Source organism: Agarivorans sp. MS3-6, from assembly GCF_054112545.1.
Window position 1 is genome coordinate 1769150 of the sequence record NZ_CM134202.1, and the last position, 24718, is coordinate 1793867.

Annotated in this window: 25 protein-coding genes and 1 pseudogene; 12 read left to right on the forward strand and 14 right to left on the reverse strand. The window is 44.3% G+C overall.

The genetic code is table 11. From position 1 onward, the window contains the following. Positions 1–4: 4 nt before the first annotated feature. From ftsX to ftsY, 3 genes are read right to left on the reverse strand one after another with little or no spacing between them, the layout of a single operon-like run. Positions 5–964, reverse strand: a complete 960-nt coding sequence (gene ftsX, locus ACVFI8_RS07990) for a permease-like cell division protein FtsX (RefSeq protein ID WP_457873537.1) — start codon at positions 962–964, stop codon at positions 5–7. Further along, positions 961–1644: a cell division ATP-binding protein FtsE gene (ftsE, locus tag ACVFI8_RS07995; protein ID WP_248713991.1), complete on the reverse strand. Its 684-nt coding sequence runs from the start codon at positions 1642–1644 to the stop codon at positions 961–963. Before ftsE ends, ftsX begins: the two co-directional genes overlap by 4 nt. Before the next feature lie 43 nt (positions 1645–1687). Continuing rightward, on the reverse strand, positions 1688–3115 hold the full coding sequence (gene ftsY, locus ACVFI8_RS08000) for a signal recognition particle-docking protein FtsY (protein ID WP_457873538.1): 1428 nt from the start codon (positions 3113–3115) through the stop codon (positions 1688–1690). A gap of 104 nt (positions 3116–3219) precedes the next feature. On the opposite strand from ftsY, the gene rsmD reads away from it, so the two are divergent. Genes rsmD through ACVFI8_RS08015 form a run of 3 tightly spaced genes read left to right on the forward strand, consistent with a single transcriptional unit; the run spans position 3220 to position 5402 of the window. After that, positions 3220–3834 (forward strand): 16S rRNA (guanine(966)-N(2))-methyltransferase RsmD, encoded by a 615-nt coding sequence (rsmD, locus tag ACVFI8_RS08005; RefSeq protein WP_457873539.1) that lies wholly within the window; start codon positions 3220–3222, stop codon positions 3832–3834. 12 nt (positions 3835–3846) lie between these two features. After that, entirely contained in the window at positions 3847–4113 is a 267-nt protein-coding gene (locus ACVFI8_RS08010) for a DUF1145 domain-containing protein (RefSeq protein WP_457873540.1), read from the forward strand. Further along, the gene (locus ACVFI8_RS08015; protein WP_457873541.1) at positions 4110–5402 is read left to right on the forward strand and encodes a BamA/TamA family outer membrane protein; all 1293 of its coding nucleotides are present in this window, start codon (positions 4110–4112) and stop codon (positions 5400–5402) included. Before ACVFI8_RS08010 ends, ACVFI8_RS08015 begins: the two co-directional genes overlap by 4 nt. A 30-nt stretch (positions 5403–5432) precedes the next feature. On the opposite strand, the gene ACVFI8_RS08020 is transcribed toward ACVFI8_RS08015, so the two are convergent. From ACVFI8_RS08020 to ACVFI8_RS08050, 7 genes and pseudogenes are all read right to left on the reverse strand, one after another. After that, complete coding sequence (locus ACVFI8_RS08020) at positions 5433–6023, reverse strand: YhgN family NAAT transporter (protein ID WP_457873542.1); 591 nt, start codon at positions 6021–6023, stop codon at positions 5433–5435. A gap of 90 nt (positions 6024–6113) precedes the next feature. Continuing rightward, on the reverse strand, positions 6114–6524 hold the full coding sequence (locus tag ACVFI8_RS08025; protein WP_248713986.1) for a phosphate ABC transporter substrate-binding protein: 411 nt from the start codon (positions 6522–6524) through the stop codon (positions 6114–6116). Positions 6525–6533: 9 nt separating this feature from the next. Further along, positions 6534–7733: a hypothetical protein gene (locus ACVFI8_RS08030; protein ID WP_457873543.1), complete on the reverse strand. Its 1200-nt coding sequence runs from the start codon at positions 7731–7733 to the stop codon at positions 6534–6536. A 28-nt stretch (positions 7734–7761) separates the two neighbouring features. Beyond that, the gene (locus ACVFI8_RS08035; RefSeq protein ID WP_248713984.1) at positions 7762–9381 is read right to left on the reverse strand and encodes a methyl-accepting chemotaxis protein; all 1620 of its coding nucleotides are present in this window, start codon (positions 9379–9381) and stop codon (positions 7762–7764) included. A gap of 341 nt (positions 9382–9722) precedes the next feature. Continuing rightward, the gene (locus ACVFI8_RS08040; protein ID WP_457873544.1) at positions 9723–9968 is read right to left on the reverse strand and encodes a YecH family metal-binding protein; all 246 of its coding nucleotides are present in this window, start codon (positions 9966–9968) and stop codon (positions 9723–9725) included. A gap of 71 nt (positions 9969–10039) precedes the next feature. After that, positions 10040–10633: pseudogene (locus ACVFI8_RS08045) on the reverse strand (flagellin); the annotation flags it as partial. 173 nt (positions 10634–10806) lie between these two features. Then, positions 10807–11130 (reverse strand): putative signal transducing protein, encoded by a 324-nt coding sequence (locus ACVFI8_RS08050; protein ID WP_248713981.1) that lies wholly within the window; start codon positions 11128–11130, stop codon positions 10807–10809. A 435-nt stretch (positions 11131–11565) separates the two neighbouring features. On the opposite strand from ACVFI8_RS08050, the gene ACVFI8_RS08055 reads away from it, so the two are divergent. Then, positions 11566–12768 (forward strand): ammonium transporter, encoded by a 1203-nt coding sequence (locus tag ACVFI8_RS08055; protein WP_457873545.1) that lies wholly within the window; start codon positions 11566–11568, stop codon positions 12766–12768. A 49-nt stretch (positions 12769–12817) separates the two neighbouring features. On the opposite strand, the gene ACVFI8_RS08060 is transcribed toward ACVFI8_RS08055, so the two are convergent. Next, positions 12818–14323, reverse strand: coding sequence for a Ppx/GppA phosphatase family protein (locus ACVFI8_RS08060; RefSeq protein WP_457873546.1), 1506 nt, complete (start codon positions 14321–14323; stop codon positions 12818–12820). A 53-nt stretch (positions 14324–14376) separates the two neighbouring features. After that, positions 14377–16404, reverse strand: coding sequence for a methyl-accepting chemotaxis protein (locus ACVFI8_RS08065; protein WP_248713978.1), 2028 nt, complete (start codon positions 16402–16404; stop codon positions 14377–14379). Between the two features lie 232 nt (positions 16405–16636). On the opposite strand from ACVFI8_RS08065, the gene ACVFI8_RS08070 reads away from it, so the two are divergent. The 4 genes from ACVFI8_RS08070 (at position 16637) to ACVFI8_RS08085 (ending at position 21241) form a co-directional block, all read left to right on the forward strand. Further along, complete coding sequence (locus ACVFI8_RS08070; RefSeq protein WP_457873547.1) at positions 16637–17902, forward strand: esterase-like activity of phytase family protein; 1266 nt, start codon at positions 16637–16639, stop codon at positions 17900–17902. A gap of 189 nt (positions 17903–18091) precedes the next feature. Further along, positions 18092–19225 carry a GGDEF domain-containing protein gene (locus ACVFI8_RS08075; protein WP_457873548.1) on the forward strand — a complete coding sequence of 378 codons (1134 nt, stop codon included), beginning with the start codon at positions 18092–18094 and terminating at the stop codon, positions 19223–19225. Between the two features lie 121 nt (positions 19226–19346). Continuing rightward, positions 19347–20561 (forward strand): M24 family metallopeptidase, encoded by a 1215-nt coding sequence (locus tag ACVFI8_RS08080; protein WP_457873549.1) that lies wholly within the window; start codon positions 19347–19349, stop codon positions 20559–20561. A 149-nt stretch (positions 20562–20710) separates the two neighbouring features. After that, a complete protein-coding gene (locus ACVFI8_RS08085; RefSeq protein WP_457873550.1) occupies positions 20711–21241 on the forward strand; it encodes an NUDIX hydrolase in 531 nt (176 codons plus the stop codon). Here ACVFI8_RS08085 and ACVFI8_RS08090 read toward each other — a convergent pair. After that, complete coding sequence (locus ACVFI8_RS08090; protein WP_457873551.1) at positions 21230–21685, reverse strand: PACE efflux transporter; 456 nt, start codon at positions 21683–21685, stop codon at positions 21230–21232. The two genes, ACVFI8_RS08085 and ACVFI8_RS08090, sit on opposite strands and share 12 nt — an antisense overlap. Positions 21686–21785: 100 nt before the next feature. Between ACVFI8_RS08090 and ACVFI8_RS08095 the strand changes: the two genes are divergently transcribed. The 4 genes from ACVFI8_RS08095 to ACVFI8_RS08110 all read left to right on the forward strand — a co-directional run bounded on the left by ACVFI8_RS08095 (position 21786) and on the right by ACVFI8_RS08110 (position 24239). Beyond that, positions 21786–22211 (forward strand): helix-turn-helix domain-containing protein, encoded by a 426-nt coding sequence (locus ACVFI8_RS08095; RefSeq protein ID WP_457873552.1) that lies wholly within the window; start codon positions 21786–21788, stop codon positions 22209–22211. 341 nt (positions 22212–22552) lie between these two features. Continuing rightward, positions 22553–23473: a diguanylate cyclase gene (locus tag ACVFI8_RS08100; protein WP_457873553.1), complete on the forward strand. Its 921-nt coding sequence runs from the start codon at positions 22553–22555 to the stop codon at positions 23471–23473. 161 nt (positions 23474–23634) lie between these two features. After that, positions 23635–23841: a hypothetical protein gene (locus ACVFI8_RS08105; protein ID WP_457873554.1), complete on the forward strand. Its 207-nt coding sequence runs from the start codon at positions 23635–23637 to the stop codon at positions 23839–23841. 131 nt (positions 23842–23972) lie between these two features. Beyond that, positions 23973–24239, forward strand: coding sequence for a hypothetical protein (locus ACVFI8_RS08110; RefSeq protein WP_248713968.1), 267 nt, complete (start codon positions 23973–23975; stop codon positions 24237–24239). 146 nt (positions 24240–24385) lie between these two features. Here the strand turns inward: ACVFI8_RS08110 and ACVFI8_RS08115 are convergent, their stop codons facing one another. Continuing rightward, positions 24386–24577, reverse strand: a complete 192-nt coding sequence (locus tag ACVFI8_RS08115) for a hypothetical protein (protein ID WP_248713967.1) — start codon at positions 24575–24577, stop codon at positions 24386–24388. Positions 24578–24718: the final 141 nt, after the last annotated feature.

Below are 24718 nucleotides of genomic sequence, written 5' to 3' on the forward strand. Positions count from 1 at the left end.
TTAGCTAGCTCGGCTCTATCTCTTTTATATGTCGGTGAACCGAAAACCAAGAGGCAACGAGGCCAAGCAAGGTTGAAAATAGCATCAATGCGCCAAATTCGTTGGCGGATAGGCCCGCTAAATAGATGTCTTGTTGGTAGAGCACGCCGATTTGTTGTAAGGCGTATTCAGTCCAAATTAACAATACATTACCCAGTACCCAAGCTAACAAACCACCAATTAAGCCAAACCAAAAGCCAGTATATAAAAAAGGGCGTTGAATAAACGAATCGGTAGCACCCACCAATTTCATCACTTCAATTTCGCTTCGGCGGTTCAAAATATTGAGCCGCAAGGTATTGCTAACAATTAGGGCAACCGCACTTAACAGCAATAAGATGAGTAGCCACGCCGACTGCTGCAACATACTAACGATAGTATCTAAGCGCTGTAGCCACTCAATATCCAGACGCCCTTCATCTACCAAATTATGTTTTTGTAAGCTATCAAGCAGGTTTTTGGCAGCACTAGCACTACTAAATTCTTGGCTAGGTAATACCAGTAAAACATCAGGAAGAGGGTTTTCAGGCAGCAAGGCCAGCACATCCTCAAAACCACTGTTCTCTTGAAATTCTAATAAACCTTGCTGCTTACTTATTAACTCGACTCGGGCTACTTGCTCCATATCTGCAATATTTTGCTGTAACAAGTCTCGCTGTTTTGGCTTGATATCTTGTGTTAGAAATAAGCTAATTTGAGCGTCACTTTGCCAGTAGCTCGTCAACTGCTGGATATTTTTAGTCGCCAGATAAAAGCTGGCAGGTAAGGCTAAACAAACACCAATCACCGCTAAGGTTAGTAAAGAGCTAGCAGGTGTGCGCCACAACTCGCCTAAACTGGCGATACACTGCTGCAAATGCCTAACCCAAAACATCACAAAGCGCATTGGTAGGGCAACTTTAACTTGAGGTTTTGCGCCCATCATTGCGTAAACTCCGTACTTTGAGTGGTAGGGTTAAGCAACTGACCGTTCTTCAACACCAAGCGTTGATAATGTAATTTGGCAATTAAACTAAGATCGTGACTAGCAATTAACACCGCCACCCCTACTCGGTTAAACTCTTCAAACAAACGAAATATTTCTAAGGAAAGCGCTGGATCAAGGTTACCGGTGGGTTCATCGGCAATTAATATCGCGGGTTTATTCACTACTGCTCGGGCAATGCCTACACGTTGCTGCTCACCACCGGATAACATTACCGGTGTGCAGTGGGCTTTATCTAATAAGCCCACTTTATCTAAGGCCGCTGCCACACGGCGCTTAATATTGCTCATGCCGTAACCCTCGATCACTAAGGGCAATGCAACATTGTCAAACACGGTGCGGTCCATCAGCAATTTGTGGTCTTGAAATATCACCCCCATTTGCCGGCGCAAATAAGGGATTTTGCGATGAGACAAGCGACTAATATCGTCGCCATTAACCCATACCTGGCCATCGCTAGGACGCTCCATGGCGGTGATCAATTTGAGCAAGGTACTTTTGCCAGCCCCTGAATGGCCAGTTAAAAAGGCCATTTGACCTTGCTCAAGATGAAAGGACACCTTTTGCAAAGCCCGTTGACTACCAGGGTAAATTTTACTCACTTGCTCAAAACGGATCATATAAAGACTTTTCCTTACTGATTAAGCAGCCTTCGACCTATGCTTATTCGCTCTCTTCGCGACTAAATAGAGCATCAACAAAGGGTTGTGCTTCAAACTCTCGTAAATCATCGATCCCTTCCCCAACCCCAATATAGCGGATAGGTAAAGAGAACTTATCAGCCAAAGCAAAAATAACCCCGCCTTTAGCCGTGCCGTCAAGCTTGGTTAAGGTTAACCCGCTTAAACCAACGGCTTGGTTAAATAAGTTGGCTTGGCTAATGGCGTTTTGCCCAGTGCTAGCATCAATAGTTAGCATGATCTCATGAGGCGCTGCATCGTCGAGCTTTTTCATCACCCGGACAATTTTTTTCAACTCTTCCATCAAATGCGCTTTATTTTGCAATCGACCAGCAGTATCGGCAATCAATACATCTACGTTTCGTGACTTAGCTGCTTGAAATGCATCGAAAATTACCGATGCGCTGTCAGCCCCAGTGTGTTGGGCTATCACAGGAATTTTATTACGCTCACCCCAAACTTGTAATTGTTCAACTGCGGCCGCCCTAAAGGTATCGCCGGCAGCCAACATCACTGATTTACCATGGCTTTGATATTGTTTAGCCAATTTGCCAATGGTGGTTGTTTTACCCACACCATTAACTCCCACCATCAAAATAACAAACGGGCCTTCGCTACTGTCTAAATCAATCGGCGCTTCAACCGTTTTGAGCATTTCTGTCATGTCTAGTTTCAACTGGTCGTAGAGCGTTTCGGCTTCTTGTAACTGACTGCGTTTTACATGCCCTGTGAGCTGTTCAATGATTTTTAGGGTGGTATCTACGCCTACGTCTGCGACCAGTAACTGTTCTTCCAGTTCTTCAAACAGCTCGTCATCGATCTTTCGGCCTTTAAACAACGAGAAAAAGCCCCAGCCAAAGTTTTTACGGGTACGTTTTAGACCTGCTTTTAAGCGAGCAAACAAGCCCATTTTTTTAACTGGCTCGGCAGCCTCAGAGATTGATGAGTTTGCTTCAAGGGCGGCATCACGCTCAGCTTGGGCTTCTCGTTCAGCTTGGGCTTCTCGTTCAGCTTGCGCTTCTCGCTCGGCTTGGGCTTCTCGCTCGGCTTGGGCTTCTCGCTCGGCTTGGGCTTCTCGCTCGGCTTGGGCTTCTCGCTCGGCTTGGGCTTCTCGCTCAGCTTGGGCTTCACGCTCAGCTTGGGCTTCTCGCTCAGCTTGGGCTTCACGCTCAGCTTGGGCTTCTCGCTCGGCTTGGGCTTCACGCTCAGCTTGGGCTTCTCGCTCAGCTTGAGCTTCACGCTCAGCTTGGGCTTCACGCTCAGCTTGCGCTTCTCGCTCAGCTTGGGCTTCACGCTCAGCTTGGGCTTGCTGTTCTGCTAACTGATGCTCTTCTGCGGGAGATGCTGTTGTTTGTTGCTCGTCGTCTTTTTTTCGGCCAAACCAAGAAAATAGGCCTTTCTTTTTTGCCATTACTGCAAAACCTTTTTTACCAGTAAACGAAGTTGGCTGTTACAATGCCAACGTCCAGTCAATATTGATCGGATTTTATCACAGTTTCTCAATGGTCTAAGTAAATGGCACGGCTTTCCTCAAGAAAACATTCAAATCAGAGCAACAAATCAAGCAACGGCAGTGGCCAAGTGCGAATAATCGCAGGCCAATGGCGAGGTCGTAAACTTAAAGTACTGAATAGCGAAGGTTTACGCCCCACAACTGATCGCGTAAAAGAAACCGTATTTAATTGGCTAAGCCCCTACTTACACAATAGCCATTGCTTGGATTTGTTTGCAGGCAGCGGCAGTCTCGGCTTTGAAGCCTTATCGCGCTTTGCCAGTTTTACCACTTTTATTGAAAAAGATGCTCTGGCAACGAAACAGTTAAAAGCCAATTTACAACTACTCAATGTGTCGAGCGAGCAAGCTAACTTAGTCAATACAGACGCCTTACAATGGCTTAAACAGCGACCTAGCGAAGCTTATGATATCGTGTTTATTGATCCACCATTTCGCTGTGATTTACTGATCCCCAGCTGCAATTTGCTCAATCAGCATGGCTGGTTAAAGCCTGATGCTTTAGTTTATATTGAGTTTGAAAACGAAGCCCTTGAACCACAATTCCCCGCTAATTGGACCTGTATAAAAAGCAAACAAGCAGGTCAAGTTAGTTATCGTCTATTCCAATCAAGTTAAGAGCACCGCACTATGTTTATCACTATAGGTAAAATTTTCATGGTATTAATGTGGCTTGCCATGCTAGTTAGCCCAGTTATTTTCTTGCCGCCTTATAACTGGATCCTGCCTTTAGTCGGCATGTTTTTATTGTTGTTACATGGCGTACAGCTGTTAGCGATTCGCGGTACACTGATGGAGGCTGGGGTATTAAAAAAAGGCGACAATTTGCAAATGTTGCTATTTGGTTTTTTTGCCATGTGGCAAATACATAAACGTATGACAGGAAAGCCCTCTTGAAGTTAGGCCAACTGTTCTTAGCCAGTTGTTGCTTCATAAGCTTACCGAGTATGGCGATGAGTGTTACAGTGCTTGACGATGCCAAACATCAACGCAGCGGCGCTTGGACCCAAGTGTTACCTTATGCATTTTACACCGAAAACTTAGAATGGGGAGTGGGTGTAGGAGTGGGTGCCGCGGGACATATCCAAGAAAGCTCAAGCCTCGTTGCTACCGCAATGGTCACCAGCAACAACAGCTGGATGGGCTTTCTGTACAGTGGCGACTACCAACTTCCCTTTGCCAACAGAATATTTTTTGATACTACTTTGTACCAAACCAATTTCACCCGCGACCCACAATATATAAACGGTAACGACGACTATGTCGGTGAGCATGCGGGTAGTAACGATTCCAGCCAAAACAACCGCGTATATACCCACTCTAAAGGTCAAGAGTACCGTTTTAGATTTCGCTATTTATTGCCTTTAGGCCATGGGAAAGATTCACCCGTACATACCTTTAAAATACGCCGCGGTGAAGTAGTATCAGGGTATGAAGCGGGTGCAAAAGAGTGGAACCCGCTCACTAGTGGACGCACGATTATTCAGCTAGAGCCCTATTATTGGAAGCAAGATGTAGGTGAATACAATCAACTGCAAGACGCCAATACCTCGGCAGGTTTAACCCTAGAGTTAGAGTATGACAATCGTAACTTTCACCAAAACCCCACCGCAGGCAGTCGCCAACGTTTGAACATCACTCGTGATTGGGGAGGAGCAGAGCGTGCCTCTTGGACCACCTGGGAATTTTCAGCCTCCAAATATATTCGTCTTCCACAAGCCTCTTGGGCGCAAAGCCAAGTATTGGCATTTGGCATGGCAACCTCAGATACACCAACTTGGAACCACAGCTCTTTTGATAATGGTGAGCAACAATACCATCGACCTGCGTGGTTTGCAGGCTCCCGCTTGGGCGGAATGGACCGGCTCAAAGGTTATGAAACAGCCCGATATCACGACCGCTCGATGATTTATTATTCGGCCGAGTACCGCTTTACCCCCAATTGGAATCCACTTCCCAAAGTCCCTATTGTTAACTGGTTCAACGTACCAGCTTGGTACTGGGTGGCATTTGCGGAAATAGGCCGAGTGGCCGATGAATACAACCTAGCAACACTGCACAGCGATATGAAATACAGTGTTGGAGGCAGTATAAGAGTGATGATGGAAGGCATAGTATTACGGGGCGACTTCGCTACCAGTGGCGACGACAGCGTGTTCCGCCTTGGCATTAACCACCCCTATTAATGATGTTTACTTGGTCAATGTGATTGCGAATTATAGGGATTGCCAATAATCTGCAATACCATCGAGGAACATTTGCACTGCCAGCATAATCAGTAACATGCCCATTAAACGCTCCATGGCTTTTAAGCCTTTTTCGCCCAATATTCGCAGTAACACACCACTACTTAAAAAAATCACGACGCTAATTCCCCAGGCCAATAATAAGGCTAAGGACCAATCTAGCATTCGGCTGCTATCTTGGTTGGCTAACAGCATTAATGAGGCTAACACCGATGGACCAGCAATCATTGGAATAGCCATAGGTACTAAAAAAGGCTCTTCACCGGCGGCTAAACCTGCCACTCCACCCGGCTGAGGAAAAATCATTTTTAATGCTATCAAAAATAAGATAACACCGCCGGCAATGCTCACCGCTTCTTGGCGTAAGTTTAAAAAGCCAAGAATTTGCTCACCGGCAAACAAAAAAGCAAACATAACACTTAAAGCAAACACTAACTCTCGCAGTAAAACGATTCGTCTGCGTTTAGGATCGAGGTGTTTTATCATGCTGAGAAACACCGGCATGTTTCCTAGCGGATCCATAATCAAAAACAACATCACCGCTGCTGACAACATATCCATTGGCTAATACTCTAATTAACGATAACTTTATCTGAGGTATAAAAAAGAGCCAGAGCATAACACCCTGACTCCTCTCAAGCTTAGCTTTATTTACGGTGTAAAGACGACTTTAACCGCATCGGTGACATCCGCTTCGTCTACGTAAGCAATCGCGTCTGCATTACCTGCCACTTCTGATACCGCAACCGAGGCCGAGGCCGCCGTTTTTGGCGGTTTGGCTTTACCGGTAAAGATCAACTTAGACCAATAGGCTTGTAGCTGTGCTTCACTTTTACCGGTCGCTACGTCATGAAAAGCAACCCGTAAAGGATCACCTTCATTATATTCGATAACGACCGGAGCTTTACCATTAGGCAATTTTTTCAATTTACCTAAAAACAGTTTTTTCACTTCAGCTTTTGATAAAGCATCAGGGCCTGCAGGGTTAGCAATCACTACCGGAGCAGCCAAGCAACTAAGACTAAATGCGCTCAAACAAAGAGCCAATAATAAGTTTTTCATGACTCCCTCCTAAAATACGCCGTCAAATACAATGCTGTAAACCATAGTGTCATCAGGTGTTTCTTGACCCGCCAAGGCCCCTGCAACTTTGCTCGCTAACAAACCGTTAGTATCGCCAAAGCCGTTCACATAAGTCGCATCAAATTTAACCGCTAAGTTAGATAACAAATCGTAACGTAGGCCTAAAGAATAAGAACTGCGCTTACCATTATAAAACATAGAAGTAGGAGCTAAGGTTGGCGCACCACTGGCGCAATCGGCTAAACAAACAAACTGGCCATCACGCTCATCGTCATCTTGAGTCTTCATTCCAGCAACCGTGCCATAAGGCATCGCTTTACCAAAACGGTAACCTAAAGTTAGATAGCCAGAATCCACATCTGAGTACTGACCTTCTACCGTGGCGCGAGTCACTTCAGATACGACTAATAAGCTACCGTTGTCGTAGCTAAAACCAGCACCTAAGAAATCAGACTTGTTCTTTTCGCTAATGACTTGAGCATCAGGCTGATTGCTTGACGACACAGTAATTTTGGTTTGACCATAAACTGCACGAACAGTGAAGTCATCTACAACCCAAGTTAAATTAGCCCCTAGAATATCATCGTAGTTGGTGCCGCCCTCTTCTGATTGCCCCCAAAAACCTTGCAAGGTTAAGGTGGAATTATCAAACTCGAAGTCGTAACTACCATCTACCCCAACAAAAGAGTTAAACGGTACAAAGCTATAGACTTCTTCTGGTGGGCGTGCCCAAGGTTGGGCATAACCGACTTCTAGGTAATCTGAGTACATATACATGGGTAAGCGAAGTTTACCGCCACGTACTGTGATGTAATTGTCAAAAGTATGTTTTAGGTAGGCCCATTCTACCTCTGGGCTAAAATCATCTTCACCACGAGCCACCAACTGAACGGTCACGCTGGTACTGTCAGCTAAGGCAAAATCACCTTGTAAACCAACCAAAGTAAGATTATTGAAATCGTATTCATCAGATGAGCCAGCATAACCCAAGTTATTATTAGACTGGTTAATGCCGACACTGTAGAAACCATTAAAACTGATTCTATCCCAAGCATTATCTTGATTCTGTTGACGTAATACTTGCACTTCTTGCTCGAGTTGTTCCACTCGTTTGTCTAGTGCTTCATCTGCCATTACTGCGCTACTCAATATGCAAATTGGCAACGCTTGCCACGCCCTTAAATCCATGGGGCTCTCCTTTCTATTATTGTTTTTATTACACTTTAAACTGACTAATAACTTCACTTAAACGTTGAGTTACTTGTCGTACATCTTCGCTGACCTTGTCTATTTCACTAGAACTTTGCGCCACCGCGATAGATATCTGTTGAATGTCGTTAACACTGCCGTGAATTAAGTCGGAGGTTTGGGTTTGCTGCTCTGTGGCTGCCGCTATCTGTTCATTTACCGCATGAATAGACTCAACCTTGCCAGTGATATCTAACAAGGACTTTCCTGCCTGAGCCGATTGCTCAACACTTAAGCCTGCTTGTTCAATCCCTCGATTCATGGCTTCTACCGCCGAACCGGACCCCTTTTGAAGCTCTTCCAATACCTGTTGAATTTCTTGTGTTGAATCTTGAGTGCGTGATGCAAGTGTACGCACTTCATCGGCAACCACCGCAAAACCACGGCCTTGCTCGCCGGCCCTCGCCGCCTCAATGGCCGCGTTCAAGGCAAGTAAATTTGTTTGCTCAGCAATACCGCGAATCGCATCTAAAATAACACCAACGTTACTGGTATAAGACTCAAGCTGGTTTATCGCCTTAGAGGTATTATTCACTTCTTCAGCTAAATCGTTAATCACAGAGATGGTATTTTCTACCACCTGACTGCCTTCTTGTGCGGTACTATTCGCCGAAGAGGCTTCTTCAGAAGCTTGTGAGGCGAAATCGGCAATATGATGAACACTGCTTGTCATCTCCTGAATTGCTGAACTCACCGCTTCAACAGAGTGATTTTGAGACTCAATGCTTGAAGCCGTGTGTTTACTGGTCTCCATTAAGCGTGTAGATACGTCTTGAAGGGCCTGAACCGTTTCAGTGGTGGTCGCTATGCTGATCTGCATTTTGCCGATAAACTGATTAAACCAATGTACCAAGGTGGCGATTTCATCTTTTCCGTCGTAATCCACTCTTACGGTTAGATCACCTTCACCCTCGGCGATTTCTCGCAACGAAGAGGTCACCTGAGCAATCGAATTGACAATGCTACGGGTGGTCATAATGCTAACAAAAATCACCACAACAATGGTTGCCACACCCAGCATGATACCGGTAGTAACAGCAGATTTTGAGCTACTAATCGTTGAGTCGATAGTTTGATTAAATGCCTGCTCGGTATTCGCGCGTAGGGTAGCAATACCGTCAGTAAGCTCTTGGAGAATGGCAGCAGAACGCTCAGCTTGAGCCGGCAAAGTGGAAAAATCGGCGCTTCCGTCAACTAAACTCAAAGCAATAGAACGGGCTTGCCCATAGTAACTATCCAATAAGTTTTTCAGTTGCTGAACATCTTGTTGAGCACTGGGTAGAATTTGGAGCAACTGATTCAGTTTATCGCTAAGCAACTGCCGCTGCAGATCGGCACTTTCCAATGACTCTTCTTCACCGGTTGTCACCGCAGTTTGTAATAACTGGTCTATGTTATATAGGGTGTTTTGGGCTACGGTTGCTGTATCTAACGCGGGAAAAAACTGGTCTCTAATTTGCTCAATGCTGAATTGACTCTGCTGCTGAACGAGAATGTTATTGATAAGATAGAGTGCAAAACCTACTACCGCAATTGTCGCCAAAATCCCGATCTTATGGCTTATTTTTAGACGCCTTGCCAAATCCATTAATACCACTCCATGTGATTACAAATATCGATATCTTAGTTATCGTCACTATTACGCAAATGTTTAACGGTTAGATAAATTATTGCTAAATAAACAACTTAACAATTAAAACATACGTTTGACTATTATCAGAAACGTTAATTAGATTAAGCGCTCGCATGGCTAGCAAGCGTTTACGCTGAGCTTAAATTCAATTGTAGACGTTTAAACTGAGGGGATGAAAGAAATGTTAAGCAAGCGTTAACTAAACACCATAAAGCGTGATCGACAGCAAGTGGGGGCAATGACAGTTATAGGGATAGAATGGGGCTGACAAAGCAGCCCTTGTGAGCGAAGACGCTCTATTTATGAGAACAAATTTTTGATTCGCAGGTATTGAAGCCCTGATTAGCTTCAACAAATTTTCCGCGTTCCGCGAGGAATACAATAAGCTCCTGTGCGTTCATACCTTTCTTGCTGCAAGTATGGTATTCGCTTTGCTCACCAAAAGTCTGTTTCATTAGCTCTTCTAGCGATGCCGAGCTAAAACTACCACCTTTCTCCAACATCAATTGCATCACTTGATGCCCATGAATCGACTGACTCATTGTAACCTCCATAAAAAAACGGCGTTCACTTTAACAGTGTCACGCCGTTGATTACTTGCGGTAGAACAAAGCTATATAAGCTTCTCGATATTCTTAGATGCCAACTGCTGCTGGTAAGACTGAATGGAGCTTTGCAGCACCGCATCATTTTGCGCTTGCTGAGACGTCGATTGCGCATAATTTGTATCAAGAATACGTGAACGAGCGGCGCTTTGCGCTTCTATGGCCGCTTGAGTCGAGCGATAAGCAGATTCAGCTGCGTTACTCTGAGCCCCCAACTGCGCTTGACTTGAGTCGGTGGTTTGTTGTGCCCCTTGCAAGGCTGCTTGAGCCGCTGCAGGGTCAGACACATCCACGTTATCAACGCCTAACTCCGCAGCATTAGGAATGGCGGCAGTATTTGCATCGACTTGTGCTTGCAAAGCGGCAATATCATCGGAGTTATAAATTCCATTACCACTTTGAACCGCCAAGGCTTGATTTTGTTGTAGTAAATCAGTGGTGCCTTGCAATTGCGCCGACTCAATATTATTGATGCTAACTTGATTTTGATAAATATTAGCATAGGCTTCTTGTTCACTGATCCCGGTGGTTAGGCGGTTTGATATTTGCAAACCGGCAGGATCGTCCGCAGCAGAATTTATTTTCTTACCTGATGCGAGTTTTTCATCTTGCTCTTCTTGGCGCTTTTTAGCCTGTTCTAGATAGAAATCTGACGGCGCGACTGAGCTGGATACTTGACTGATTGGCATGAGTTATCCTCAACAAACGTTTACGAGTATAGCCATCCTAGCTGTATATAATTTAAGCATAACACTCATTAGCAAAAACTTCATCATCAAATAGCGCACTTAGTCGTCTCGTGATCGTGACACGCCCAGCAGTATTCAAAGCTACCGGGATTAGATTCCCCACAGTGTTTGCAAAACCACTCTTGTTGGCTGTCTTTTTCATAATCAATAACTGCTTGCTTAGCCCGTTCCCAATTGGTTAACGTCACCACAAGGGTGACTTGAAAACAGTCTACTGGCAACTCACCCACTGCAGCCATTGAAAACTCACCCTCTAAGCGACTTTCAATCCCTAGTTTTATCAACATGCCCTGAAGTAACTTCGCCTCCAGTAAATTAGACGCGCTATAAAATGCAAACCATTGATCCATCGACCGTCATCCTTTGTAAAGCGAGTGAAGTATCTGCAACTATCCATTGATATAATACTAGACCACCATCTGTGGCAAAAAACTTTCAAATGATGCTAATTACCGCGCATATCAATTATTAAGTGTAAACTGGTGGTTCAACACGCAGCGTTATTCCCCCCCCTTTCTCACTGCTCGGTACTTTTTCAGCTCACCCACCAACAAGCACCAATGTGAGACAGTTGCGCACCATTTTAATGCACCCCTATAAAAAACCATCAGTATATTCGCACCAAAACAATACAGGGAGGTGTAAGTCACACGTTATCAGTCAGTTAAAAGCTATAAAATGCATCAACTTAGTGCTTTTTTATGTAAAAAATTTAATAGCGGGCCTAATAATTGCTTAATTTTGGCGCAAACCAATATTAGAAGAACTAATCAGGAGTAGATTTAATGGATAATATTAGTGCCGCTATCGACGTTCTGTCACAAAGCGCGAACACTTTATTCATTTTGCTAGGCGCTATAATGGTACTAGCAATGCATGCCGGCTTTGCCTTTTTAGAGGTAGGAACCGTTCGTCATAAAAACCAAGTTAATGCTTTAGTAAAAATCATCACTGATTTTGCATTCTCGGGCGTTGCTTATTTCCTTATTGGGTATTACCTCGCTTATGGTAATCATTTCTTTAATAGTGCCGAGGTATTAACCGAAGGTAATGGTTACGAGTTAGTTAAGTTCTTCTTCCTACTCACATTTGCCGCTGCCATCCCCGCTATTGTTTCAGGTGGTATCGCAGAGCGCGGTAAGTTTTATCCCTTCTTAGTGGCTTCATCCCTGATTGTTGGTTTGGTCTATCCTTTCTTCGAAGGCATTATTTGGAATGGAAACTTTGGCTTTCAAGCTTGGTTAGAAGCGCAGTTTGGCGCCGCTTTCCATGATTTTGCTGGTTCAGTGGTGGTTCATGCTATGGGGGGGTGGTTAGCCTTAGTCGCCATTAAAATTCTTGGCGCACGTAAAGGCAGAAAACCTGGCGTAGCATTTGCGCCTTCAAATATTCCATTTTTGGCCTTAGGCGCGTGGGTTCTTACCGTAGGCTGGTTCGGCTTTAACGTTATGTCGGCACAAACCATGGACGGAATAAGCGGTTTAGTCGCCGTGAATACCTTAATGGCCATGGTTGGAGGCACTATTGTTGCTTTGCTGTTAGGTAAAAATGACCCAGGGTTTGTTCATAACGGTCCCTTAGCTGGCTTAGTCGCAGTATGTGCGGGTTCTGATTTAATGCACCCTATCGGCGCCTTAGTTACCGGTGGCGTTGCTGGTGCATTGTTTGTTTGGGTATTTACTTGGTTACAACAGCATTCACACTTAGATGATGTACTAGGTGTATGGCCGCTACATGGTTTATGTGGTGTATGGGGCGGTGTTGCTGCAGGTATCTTTGGCAGCCAAGCCTTAGGCGGATTAGGCGGCGTATCACTAATCAGTCAAATCATTGGTAGCCTTGCCGGTATTATTGTTGCTTTGGTGGGTGGTTTTATTGTTTACACCTTAGTCGATAAAGTCGCCGGCTTAAGATTGTCTGAAGAAGATGAGTATCACGGCGCAGATTTGGCTATTCACAAAATTAGCGCGACCAACAAAGACCGCTAATCTGTCTCAAAGCCGCCCTAGTTAGCTAGGGCGGTTTCTCTTCATCCCCCTAAAGCTCAATGACATCAAGTTTGTAATCGATCTGCGCAAGGTATTGCTGTTCATTTTCTAGGTCGGCGCGCGTTAGCGGATTATTTTGCAACCACTGTTGATCCAACAACAAACTCATTTGTTGCCCAGCCGCTCTAAATTGCAGCTCGGGTAAACCTTGGCGACGTTTACCACGATTAAAGATTACCGATAAGCGAAGCATCAAACAGGCTTTCAATAAATCAGTATTCTCCAGCGGAAAATGCTTAGCGGGGAAACTACGACGGTGGGCTAATACTAAAGAGGCCAACTGCTGTTGTTCTATCCGCGAAAAACCGGCAAGGTCAACGTTCCCTACAATATATGCACCATGTTTGTGGTAATCGCTATGGGCCACATCTAAGCCCACTAAAAATAGCATTGAAGCCCACTTGAGTAACTGTGCGGTTTCTGTTTCATCAAGTTGCCAAGTTTCGGCGACCTGATTAAGCAGTAACTGGCAAGTATCATCGACACGCCCACTAAACTGAGAATCAACATGATAACGCTCTGACAAGCGCTGCACACTGGCAGGTCTAATATCGGTATGCTCTAAGCGGCCTTTAAGTTCATACAATAAGCCTTCGCGCAGCGCTGACTCGGCGGCATGCATCTTTTGGATGTGCAAATTTTTAAACAAAGAATGCAATACGATAACGCCACCTAAAAATACTGGCTGACGCTCTTCTGATAAACCTTTAAAAGGAAGGTTACACTCACCCGCTTCTAAGTAGCGTTCTATGATAGCGTCTAAACCAGCAAGCTCAATTTCAGCGGCACAAAAATTATTCTCTATGCACACTTTAGCCACCGCTTTTATGGTGCCGGAAGCTCCCAAACATTCGTTCCACGAATGATCAATAAAATCATCGACAACCGGTAACAACTCTTGAGAGCAATAAGTGCTGGCTTTCAATAAGCGATTTTTAGTCACGCGACCACTTTTGAAAAAACGTTTGGTAATCGAGACACAGCCCATGTCTAAGCTTTGTTTAAGCTTAATTTCCATGCCTTCGCCCAGTGTGACTTCGGTGCTACCTCCGCCAATATCTACCACCATACGAGGCCCATTGGTTGGAGCCATATAATGCGCCACGCCTAGGTAAATTAAGCGGGCCTCTTCTTCCCCAGAAATCACCTCGACCGGATGGCCTAAACGTTGCTCAGCGGCCTGTAAAAATACGTCCGCATCAATAATACTTCGCAAGGTTTTGGTGCCAACAACCCGAACACTGCCGGGTTTAAACTCGCGTAAGCGTTCACCAAAGCGCTCCAAACAAGCTTGAGCTCTATTCCACGCGGCAGCATCTAAGCTGCCATCGTCTTGTAAGCCCCAACCTAAGCGAACCATTTCTTTCACTTTATCGCGAACTTTTAACTCGCCGTCTTCCCAATCAGCAATAATTAAATGAAAACTATTGCTTCCTAAATCAAGTGCCGCAAGTTGTTGAGTTTTGGGGCTCAACAAACGCGATAAATTGAACATAAACTAACCTCAGCGAAAAATTCGCAAAAGACTGAGCTAAAAGGCTCTCTAATTTACTTCAATATAAAGCGTTTTAACATAGTTTCGATGTCATTAACCTGTTGTTGTAAAGCTTCGCTAGACTGAGCCACTTTTTCAATTTGCTCAAAGTTATCTTCGGCAACCTCAGCAATGACGTTTACATTACGGGTTACTTCACTAGCGACATGATGTTGCTCTTGCGCGGCGACACTGATTTGGTCGGTCATTTCACGCATTTGTGTCATTTCACCGCGAATGGTCATAATGGATTCTCGCGATTTCTCTGCTAGCTCTTTTGACTGACTCATTTGCTCACGACTGGCCGCCATCGCATCAAAAACCTGACTAGACTCGCTTTGTAAGGTAGTAATCATGGTGCGAACTGATTCAGTGCTTTGAGTGGTTTGACTGGCTAAACTACGCACTTCATCTGCAACTACCGCAAAACCACGGCCTTGTTCACCGGCCCTTGCAGCTTCGATCGCTGCGTTTAAGGCAAGTAAATTGGTTTTATTGGCAATGCCGTCAATCACCTCAATAATAGAGCCAATTTGTTTGCTAGCGTCCGCCAGCTTATCAACTTGTCCCGATGTACTTTGTAAGGCGTCATCTAAACTATCGATCATCTCGATATTTTGGTTCATCACCCGCTGTCCCATATCGATATTGCTTTCAACCGACATCGATAACTCACGGCTGCTTTCAGTGTTAGAGGCCACTTCTTTAATCGCTGACTCCATTTCGGTAACCGCAGTGGCCACACTGCTTAATTCAGCGGTTTGTTTATCTAATTTGGTTTTAACAACACTTGACGCTTCACTATTTTTCTCTGAAACATCGCTCAGTTGCTGCGCTGCGTGCTGGATTTGGCTAAACACTTCACGTGCTTGCTCAATCATTCGGTTAATCGCCGCCACCAATACGGCAAATTCGCCACTATACTGACCTTGCATCGTTTGGCTGTAATCACCTTCTGCCAGACGTAAGATTTGTCCTTGGGTATGCGCCAAAGGTTTACGGATTAAACTCGCTAACCAATAAGCCACGGCAATAGCAAAAATAATCACCAATGGGACCACTATCGCGGTGATTGAGCGGGCATTAACTATCAGTGTTTGGCCTTGTTCACTAGCTTCAGCGCTTTGCTGGTTAGCTAAATTAACAATCTTTGTCACGATTTGGTCCAACTCAGTCAGTTGAATATTTATCTCACCGGTCAGCTGAGTGATACTAGCAATGGTTTGTTGGCTACTTACATAGCGTTCAACAATGCCAGTAGGATCGTTAACCTGACGATTAAATTCTGCAACTAGCTCACCAATCTGAGGGTCAGCCAATGCTTCAACCTCATCAATCAGTGAACTAAAATCGTCATTGAACACTTTATTGTTATATTGTATTTTCTTAACTAAATCAGTAACTTTTAATGGATCTCGAGTGTTCACCATATTAGAAAGTAAAAACTCCATCAGTCCAAAACGCTCCATCACCAAGGTGAGAATGTCTTCGATGTAAGTATCATCGGCAGCGCTTGGTGCGGTCACTTTAGTCACGATGCGTTTTAAATCAGAAAGTCGAAACAAGAACTGACTAAGGTCATCGCGCACTTTTTGATCTTGCTGCAAGTAACTGGTTTGTAATGCGGCTAACTGCAGCCCTTGAGAGGTAAGGGTATTTTCTACCTGTTCTACTTCGCTTAAGTTCTGTGTTAAGCCTTGAATATTGTAAGCACTGGCATGTGAACTAAGCTCTTCAACTCTGCTATCTAATGATTGCAACGCCACTTCAGCTTGTCCCTTAATCACTTGTAAGCTGTCTAGATCTCCGGCATTTTGAACGCTCAATAACTGTATACCGGCGCGTAAAGCCTGGCTGCCCACCTCGTTGGCCAGCAGCTGCGTTTTTGCACTCTGCTCCGTTAAGGTTGAAAAACTAGTATTGACTTGCTGGGCTAACAGGAGAGCGCCTCCGCCTCCCATTGCGATCACTAAGGTGAGCACCGCAAACCCGATGTATAGCCGATGAACCACTGAGATTTGATTGATTTTATTTCCCAACATGCCTTGCTTCCTTTCCCAAAAGCTCGCGAATAAGCTCACTAGTAATCCTAGTAAGGTTTTTGTTGATTATCTTTTTTAGTATTTATTGTGCGAGTTCCCGCACACCAATAAGCCCTAAGCCATTATTAGATTTGGCTTTTCAACTCAATACTTGCGCGAATAAAAGCGTAATAAAAGATTAACCTGATGTTTATATAATTTTTTTCTAAAACATTATAGCAAGGTAAAAAACATGACGGCACGACTAATTTGCTGCTTAACGGCGCTGCTGTTAAGCAGCCCGCAAATATTAGCTAAACAAGTAATAAAACCCGCTGTATTGCCATATCAGGTGTTAGTAAACCTTGAAAATGGCACTGAAATACGGATCGGCGGTTATGGTTCAGCAATGACCGCTCACCCTACACTCTATGACCACTTCTACGCTCTCACCGACCGTGGCCCAAATGCCAAATATCAAGGCCCCACTGGAAAAGGTAAAATATTCCCTGTGCCTGACTTCACGCCTCGCATTGGCCTATTTGCTTATCGCGATGATCAAGTTATTCAAGTAAAGCAGATTTTGCTTAAAGATCCACAAGGTCAGCCTATCTCGGGCCTGCCTAATCCTAAAGGTATGGGCGATACTGGCGAAGTGGCTTATGCCAGTGATAAGTCATTGCTCAAAGCCGACCCTTATGGTTTAGACAGTGAAGGTTTAGTCGCCCTAAGAGATGGCAGCTTTTGGGTCAGTGATGAATACGGACCACATCTTGTGCATTACAGCGCCGAAGGAATTGAATTAGAGCGCATCAACCCATTTGGTACGGGCACCGGTGGGCGTAAACTGCCTGCCGTATTCGCCTATCGGCGAGCTAATCGCGGCATGGAAGGCTTAGCCATTAGCCCTGATGAAACAACCTTGTTTGGCATAATGCAATCTTCCTTGTACAACCCAAGTAAGGAAGCCATCACCAATCACCAACTCACGCGACTGGTTAGTTTTGATATTGAAAGTGGAAAAACAAGGCAGTTTTTGTATCAACAACAAGCGAATGGTTTATCCAATTCTGAGATAGTCGCCCTCACGCAAAACCAGTTTTTGGTCATCGAGCGTGATGGCGGCTTTGCCGGAGAACAAGGTAATAAACAAGCCAAATACAAGCGTATTTATCAAATAGATATCAGCCAAGCTACCGATGTAAGTGGAAATGTCAGTGCCAAACACGGATTGATGTTTGCAGGTAAAACATTAGAACAAATGAGCTGGCAAGCGCTATCTACGCACAAAATTAAACCCGTTGAGAAAACTCTGATTTACGACCTATTAGTTGATATGCCAAGACCCTATCCACACGATAAACTAGAAGGGCTATGGTTAAGAGCGAATAAGCAACTGGCGGTCCTTAACGATGACGATTTTGCCATAGCTGCCAAAGGCGAACAGGTCATCCAAAAAATACTTCCCGCAACCCAACACACAGACCAAAACACTTTATATTTCATACCATTAAACTAGAATTTCAATATTGAAGGGTGAGCCGATTCTTGCCCTATAATATTGACTAAACTCTAGCTATATAACAAAATCACTCTGCAGTTTCCTATTTCACTTTATCAAATTGGCACAGCCCTCTACACTAAGGTGGTAGAAATAAGGAAATAGGCTAATTTGATATTTGTTGATGGACTCACATATTTTATTCTAATGACTTCTGTCACTGTGGTTTCTGCAGTGGTACTGACTCTTATTCGCTATTTCCATGGAAAACAAGCCGCCTTAGATTGCTGGATTGCAGCCTGCTACGCACAGGTATTTGGTTTACTGTGCCTACTATTGTTTGAACAAGCCACAGCAACGACACTACTTATCCAAAACGGTCTGTTTGTTGGTTCATTCTTACTGATCTTAGCCGGGCATCATCATTACTTGAAGTTGGGTTTTAATCGAAGCGTGTTCGGAGCCATGTTGGCACTGTATTGCATGGTAATGTTTTATTACATCATGCTAGAACCCTCGGTAAAATATCGCGCGGTAGTGTTCTCGGTGTCTATCGCCTTATGCTGTTTATACAGTGCCTACTTATATTTTCGCTACTGGCGACAACAACGAACTCATGCCATATGGTTAGTGATTGGCCTATATCTGTTTTTTGCCAGCTGTTTAGTCATTCGAGCGCATATTACGCTGCAAGGCACTCCTGAACATCAAGGTTTACTGCTGGGGGTTCCAGCCTTACTCTCGCTCGCTTTATTCATAGGTTCTGCACTACAAACCTATGTATTCTTTTTTTTATTGCATTGGCGGCAGATTATTCAATTGGAACAACTGGCCAATTACGACATCACCGGCGCTATGCGCAGAAATTACTTCATTCAGCAATTAACTAAGCTAACCACGCGGGCTAAATTCTCTGGCAAAGAGGTCACGGTTATCTTTATCGACCTTGATCGGTTTAAATCGATTAACGATCTTTACGGTCATGACAGTGGCGATAAAGCCTTAATGCATTTTTCCCACATAGCCTTAAGCAATCTTCGAGTCGGTGATTTATTTGGTCGTTTTGGCGGAGAAGAGTTTGTGATTGCACTCAATGAGGCAAATGTAGAACAAGCCTATAAGCTGGCTAACCGGATCCGTATTCAGCTTAACCAACAGGGTTTACCCACGCCAAAAGGTCAGCTATTCATGAGCGCAAGCTTTGGCGTAGCAAGCAGTATTGATAAACCTGATATATCCGATTTGATAAAATACGCAGACCAAGCCATGTACCAAGCTAAAAACCAAGGCGGTAACAAAGTTTGCCAACATCGGCTATCTGAAGCCCCTGCATCTGGTTAGCCAAAGAATCAACCAGAAACTAATTAAATCTCTGCTTTACCTACTGTCATTTTATTCTTAACCTCTAGCAAACGCTGAATAGCCTTGCTATTTCAGCAAATCATGCAATCAAGGAATAGCCATGACCATAGGTGTAGGTGGAAGTAGTGCCAGCGAGCAACTCGCCAAGCTCAGTAACATGTGTAGCGATATTGCTAGTATTTCCGTATGTGAATATCAGCAGCGTCAACACAAAGCCTGTCAATTGATGAAGCAGCAAAATATAGCGGCTATCTATCTGAATGCCGGGACTAATTTATATTACTTCACAGGCTTAAAATGGAGCGCTAGTGAACGGATGGTGGGCGCATTACTTTGCGCGAACGGGCAACTGCATTACATTGCACCGCACTTCGAACAGAATTCTCTCAGAGACTTTATGCTAATTGATGCCCCGTTTCATGGCTGGCAAGAACACCAAAGCCCCTATCAGCTGTTTAATCAGTTATGCCATCAACAGCAGCTAAGCGGCAATATAGCACTAGACCCCAGCGCAGGTTTTTTCTTAGTAGATGGCTTAATTAAGGCCAATCCAGAGCAAAATTTTATTAATGGCGATGTGATCACCCAAACCTGTCGCATGCAAAAATCAGCAGCCGAAATCGCTCTGATGCAACGCGCCAAAGACATGACCATGGAAGTGCAAAAAGCAGCCGCTAAAATTTTACGCCCCGGTATTAGTACGACTGAAGTCATCGAGTTTATTAATCAGGCTCACCAACAGGTAGGCGCAAGTGGTTCGTCTTTTTGCATCGTATTATTTGGTTTGGCTAGCTCATTTCCTCATGGTGTGAAAGAGCCACAAATTCTCCAAGAAAATGACTGGGTACTGATTGATACGGGTTGCTTATTGCAGGGTTATAACTCAGACATTACTCGCAGCTACCCCTACGGGGAAGCGAGTGAACAACAACGCCAAGCTTGGACCTCCGAACAACAAGCTCAACTAGCGGCCTTTGAGGCCGCCCAAATAGGCCAAACCTGTGCCAGTGTAGACGCTGCAGCTCGTGCCTCATTAGAAGCTGACGGCTACGGTCCTGATTACGCCTTACCTGGCCTTCCGCATCGCACTGGCCACGGTTGTGGCTTAGATATACACGAAGGGCCCTACCTCGTTGCTGGCGACAATACTCCGCTTGCTGAAGGAATGGTATTCAGTAACGAGCCGATGCTGGTTATACCGGGACATTTTGGGGTTCGCTTAGAGGACCACTTTTATATTGGAGCCAATGGCCCTGTATGGTTTACCCAGCCTAGCCCAAGCATCGACGATCCCTTTGCCTACCATGTTAGCTAAAAACGCCGATTCTTAAGCTCCCGCCAACTGGCGGGTGTTTTACGGGAAAAACTGAGCTAACTGGCTAATATCTAGGGTGAGACTGAATTTAGCCCCACAACCTCACACAATTAACGTAAGCTAAAGCAGCCTAGACTTGGAGTATCATCGTGGAAAAACAAACCCTATGTAAATGGCATTGCTTTGAAGTCGTTCGTCAACTGCAGCAACTACCAGATCAACGACAAGTGCCAATCACCACTTTACAACACCCTGGAGCGGTGGTGATCTTAGCCGTGGATCAGCAAGGCAATATCATCATGGAACGCCAATACCGCAGTGCCATAAAAGAGTGGTTATTCGAGTTACCTGCGGGCACCATTGAAGCCCATGAGCAATCTGAACAAGGCATACTGGCTTGCGCAAAGCGTGAATTGCAAGAAGAAGTCAACATGGCAGCAGCCGAATGGCACCACTTAGGTAAGCTCTACCCCGCCCCAGGCTTTTGTGATGAAATTCAATACTTATTTGTGGCCAAACAGCTTACAGCTCAAGCAGGCCAATGTGACGAAGATGAGTTTATCGAAGTATTGACAATGAACAGCACAGAGTTTGAAGAAGGCATCGTTAACGGAACCATTAACGATGCCAAAACTATTGCTTGTTATAGCCGCGCCAAACTAAGCGGATTATTGAGCTGAGCAAGATACCACTTTTTGGTTCAGCTTACTGTCGCCAACAATAGGGAATAGCTTGTCATAAGCCAAGTTGTACAGATAGGCGAAAAACAGATAGTACACAATCATAGCGGCGTCCATAATCAGCGCACTAAGCAAACTAACGTCCAGCCACCATGCCATTAGTGGAATCGTAGTCACTAACAAACCCAATTCAAAGCCTAATGCATGGGCAATACGTTGACGCTGAGTTTTATTACCGTGGCCCTGCCGCTTTTGTAAATAACGGTCAAACCACACGTTATAGAAATAATTCCAGCCAGTCGCAATCAAGGAGAAAAACAACCCCATCGTGCCCGAATGCATTGGATCGACACCAAATAGTAAACTCAGCAATGGCATTGCGCCTAACAAGCCAATTAGCTCGAAGCCGATGGCATGGCGAACTCTATCAGCGGTTTGTCTCATAAGTCTCTCCAACAATCATCAATAAGGCTATTGTATTCACAAATCATTCCCTATACTGGAACGAAACAAGCTTAGAAAGCCTAAATTGAGGAAAATCATAATGGAAGATAATTCTCAGAATATCTCTACTGGCACCTTTGAATTTAAAGGTATAAACGAACGTGAATTTCGGAGTATGCAAATAGACCGTATTGATAGTTTGTTAGCCTATTGCTCGTTAAGTAGAAATCAGCTGGCTAAACTGAGTGGTATTTCTAAAACCGCCTTGTATAACAAACTTGATCGAGATGGTAGCGCTAGCTTCAGCAGCCTAGACCTATTTAAAATCGCCAGCGCCCTCGACTTAAGCATTGTCTATCTATTACCGTTAAGTCAAATGGAGCGAGACATGGTAAAAGGCCCTCCGGTACCGGCCAGTAGTATCGCCTTTGTCGATGACATGTTGGGCGCTCGTCCCGATGACATCGAGTTTTTACATGGTGTGCATAAGTTGTTTAAACAATATCTGCAGCAGCGTAAAAACTAGCCTGAAGTGCTGTACACAGGGTTAAGTAGGTTTTAGCAATAGAACGGGTAAGAGCGCATTCTATATATCTTGGTTCAAGCTCCGCAAACGCGACTAGGCAGAATCGTAATAGGTTCAATACCATCTTGTTCGATAAACAACCAAGCCCTCATTCTCAGCTCATTGTTACTGCTATTTCGCAAAAGTATGCCTACACTGAATTAGAGTAGTTGCCCTGAACATTCAAGTGTTTTCAATCTAATCAATTTAGGCTGTGCGAAAACAAATAAACATTATTTGGCACGGTCAAATCGCGAGCGCCATACAACCGTCACAGCGAGCATTGTTAGAGATATATAAAGATGAACAATAGCAATTTATCATCCCAACAATATTTCAGAATCTTAGACTCTCTTCCTGAACATGTTTTTATCTTTTCAGAACAAGGGGAATATTTGAGTGTGTTTGGCGGCCAAGAGAACAAGGTCGGTTCAGATTGTAAAGAGTACATTGGGCGCACTCTGTTTGATGTCATGCCAGCCGATATGGCAAGTCAATTTCACCAATTCATCACTAAAACTCTCGATACCAATCAAAGCCAAACAGTTAAATACCACTTCAACAGCCAACACTTACAGGATTTACCCTTCGGCTCTGAGCAACATCAAGATTTATGGATTGAAGGCATAATCAAACCTTTCGTGATGGATGACGGAAAAAGAGTTGTCATCTGGACAGCAAGAAATGTAACTGATAAGCACTACATGGAAATAAAATTAAAAGAGCTATCAGAAACTGACGCGTTAACGGGGATCTTAAATCGTCGTGCTTTTATGGCGCAACTGTCCTTATCGCTTAAGTCTTATCAACGATACAGAACCGATACCGCTTTTTTGATGTTAGATATCGACCATTTCAAAGCCGTTAATGACAAACTCGGCCATCAAGATGGCGACATTATCATTCAGCACGTCACCAAGTTATGTCAATTAGAGCTTAGAGAAGTCGATATTTTTGGCCGAATAGGCGGTGAAGAGTTTGGTATAATTCTCAGCAATACTGATATCCATAGAGCGCAGGATGTTGCCAATAGATTAAGGCTAAGTATTGAGAATACTCCTTGTGAAGTAGATGACCACGTCATTAATGCAACGATCAGCATTGGTGTATCGCAACTCGAAATCAGCGATGAACAGTGCAAATATGTGCTTATTCGCTCAGACAAAGCGATGTACCAAGCTAAAAGGAGGGGAAGAAATAGAGTTGTAGTTTATAATGAATAATTGAATTACCAGTAGGCGGCATTAAATCAGCGTTATTCGTGATTTAATGCGCCAATATACAAGCAAACAGGGCGCGGCCTTAGGGTGAAAACTGCACTATAAGGGCTGGGGTAACACTCACTAAACGTATTACCATCAACTAGAGTCATAGGGGCGTCTCAATGGATAGTTCATCGCTAATGATTTGGAGTGTGCTGTTTGGCGGTATAGGTATTGGCTATTTTACCTATGGCAGGAAACAAAAAGCCATCGTTCCACTGGGTATAGGTTTAGCACTTTTTGCATTCCCGTACTTTATGCCAAACTTAACTATGTTATTGATTACTGGTATTGTTTTAGTTGCAGCACCCTATTTTATTAAAATTTAAGATACAGATTACATATTAGCTACGGGCACATGGCGACTAATCAAGCCAAACTGTAATAATGTTGCCCGTTCTGCCACCACCACATTTGGCTAAGATTATTTAGCCCACTACTATATAGGAATGACTTTGTAATGCAGGATAAAATCACCATCATCCGCGATTACCTTAACCAAATTAAGACTCGCTGCACCTATAATGCAGCCGCCAAAGCACTGGGTCTTAAGCCAACTGAGTTTAAAAAATTGCTCGGTGACCGTACCCCTGAAAACTCTTGGTTCGTAAACACTGGCGCTGGTGAACCAGTAGGTTACGCAGACGATGAAAAACATCCACAGCTATACCGCACAAAACGTATTATCACTTCGGCAGAAGTATTAACCAGAAACCTTGGTCTGTAGAAACTAACAACGGATCTACACTGGCCAAAATACAGCTTATCGCCAAAGCGCTTCCTGACTGCTCCAGATTTAAGTTAGCAACAGACCAATTACCTTTGGTAATTGGGCTAGCTAATTTATGTCAACCACTTCGCCCCTTACCTTACTTATTCGGTGTAATCATTACGCCCTTCAAGCTGCTTTACCATACGGTCGTATTGTCGACCTTGAACCAACCATATAACTCCCCAAGCAAATAAGAACCAAAGATTAGCGGCTCTAGAATCGAGTAAAAACCATTCGCATAAAAGCGCGATCCCTCCTCCAATGACTGCAGCCATTAAAATCGTTAGGTCCAATCGAATCCCCTTGTCTCTTGCTAGTTTCAAATCCCCATCAAACCGCACTATTGCAAGCATCGCTATATAGCATGGGAGCGCGAGTTCAACGTTGCCGGAGAAAACCAAACAGGGAGGCAAAATTGCCATAAGCGGGAAAAG

Coding starts and splice junctions, on each gene's coding strand:
- ftsX (WP_457873537.1), bottom strand. CDS start 964: ATGATGGGCGCAAAACCTCAAGTTAAAGTTGCCCTACCAATGCGCTTT.
- ftsE (WP_248713991.1), bottom strand. CDS start 1,644: ATGATCCGTTTTGAGCAAGTGAGTAAAATTTACCCTGGTAGTCAACGG.
- ftsY (WP_457873538.1), bottom strand. CDS start 3,115: ATGGCAAAAAAGAAAGGCCTATTTTCTTGGTTTGGCCGAAAAAAAGAC.
- rsmD (WP_457873539.1), top strand. CDS start 3,220: ATGGCACGGCTTTCCTCAAGAAAACATTCAAATCAGAGCAACAAATCA.
- ACVFI8_RS08010 (WP_457873540.1), top strand. CDS start 3,847: ATGTTTATCACTATAGGTAAAATTTTCATGGTATTAATGTGGCTTGCC.
- ACVFI8_RS08020 (WP_457873542.1), bottom strand. CDS start 6,023: ATGGATATGTTGTCAGCAGCGGTGATGTTGTTTTTGATTATGGATCCG.
- ACVFI8_RS08025 (WP_248713986.1), bottom strand. CDS start 6,524: ATGAAAAACTTATTATTGGCTCTTTGTTTGAGCGCATTTAGTCTTAGT.
- ACVFI8_RS08030 (WP_457873543.1), bottom strand. CDS start 7,733: ATGGATTTAAGGGCGTGGCAAGCGTTGCCAATTTGCATATTGAGTAGC.
- ACVFI8_RS08035 (WP_248713984.1), bottom strand. CDS start 9,381: ATGGATTTGGCAAGGCGTCTAAAAATAAGCCATAAGATCGGGATTTTG.
- ACVFI8_RS08040 (WP_457873544.1), bottom strand. CDS start 9,968: ATGAGTCAGTCGATTCATGGGCATCAAGTGATGCAATTGATGTTGGAG.
- ACVFI8_RS08050 (WP_248713981.1), bottom strand. CDS start 11,130: ATGGATCAATGGTTTGCATTTTATAGCGCGTCTAATTTACTGGAGGCG.
- ACVFI8_RS08055 (WP_457873545.1), top strand. CDS start 11,566: ATGGATAATATTAGTGCCGCTATCGACGTTCTGTCACAAAGCGCGAAC.
- ACVFI8_RS08060 (WP_457873546.1), bottom strand. CDS start 14,323: ATGTTCAATTTATCGCGTTTGTTGAGCCCCAAAACTCAACAACTTGCG.
- ACVFI8_RS08065 (WP_248713978.1), bottom strand. CDS start 16,404: ATGTTGGGAAATAAAATCAATCAAATCTCAGTGGTTCATCGGCTATAC.
- ACVFI8_RS08070 (WP_457873547.1), top strand. CDS start 16,637: ATGACGGCACGACTAATTTGCTGCTTAACGGCGCTGCTGTTAAGCAGC.
- ACVFI8_RS08075 (WP_457873548.1), top strand. CDS start 18,092: ATGACTTCTGTCACTGTGGTTTCTGCAGTGGTACTGACTCTTATTCGC.
- ACVFI8_RS08080 (WP_457873549.1), top strand. CDS start 19,347: ATGACCATAGGTGTAGGTGGAAGTAGTGCCAGCGAGCAACTCGCCAAG.
- ACVFI8_RS08090 (WP_457873551.1), bottom strand. CDS start 21,685: ATGAGACAAACCGCTGATAGAGTTCGCCATGCCATCGGCTTCGAGCTA.
- ACVFI8_RS08095 (WP_457873552.1), top strand. CDS start 21,786: ATGGAAGATAATTCTCAGAATATCTCTACTGGCACCTTTGAATTTAAA.
- ACVFI8_RS08100 (WP_457873553.1), top strand. CDS start 22,553: ATGAACAATAGCAATTTATCATCCCAACAATATTTCAGAATCTTAGAC.
- ACVFI8_RS08105 (WP_457873554.1), top strand. CDS start 23,635: ATGGATAGTTCATCGCTAATGATTTGGAGTGTGCTGTTTGGCGGTATA.
- ACVFI8_RS08110 (WP_248713968.1), top strand. CDS start 23,973: ATGCAGGATAAAATCACCATCATCCGCGATTACCTTAACCAAATTAAG.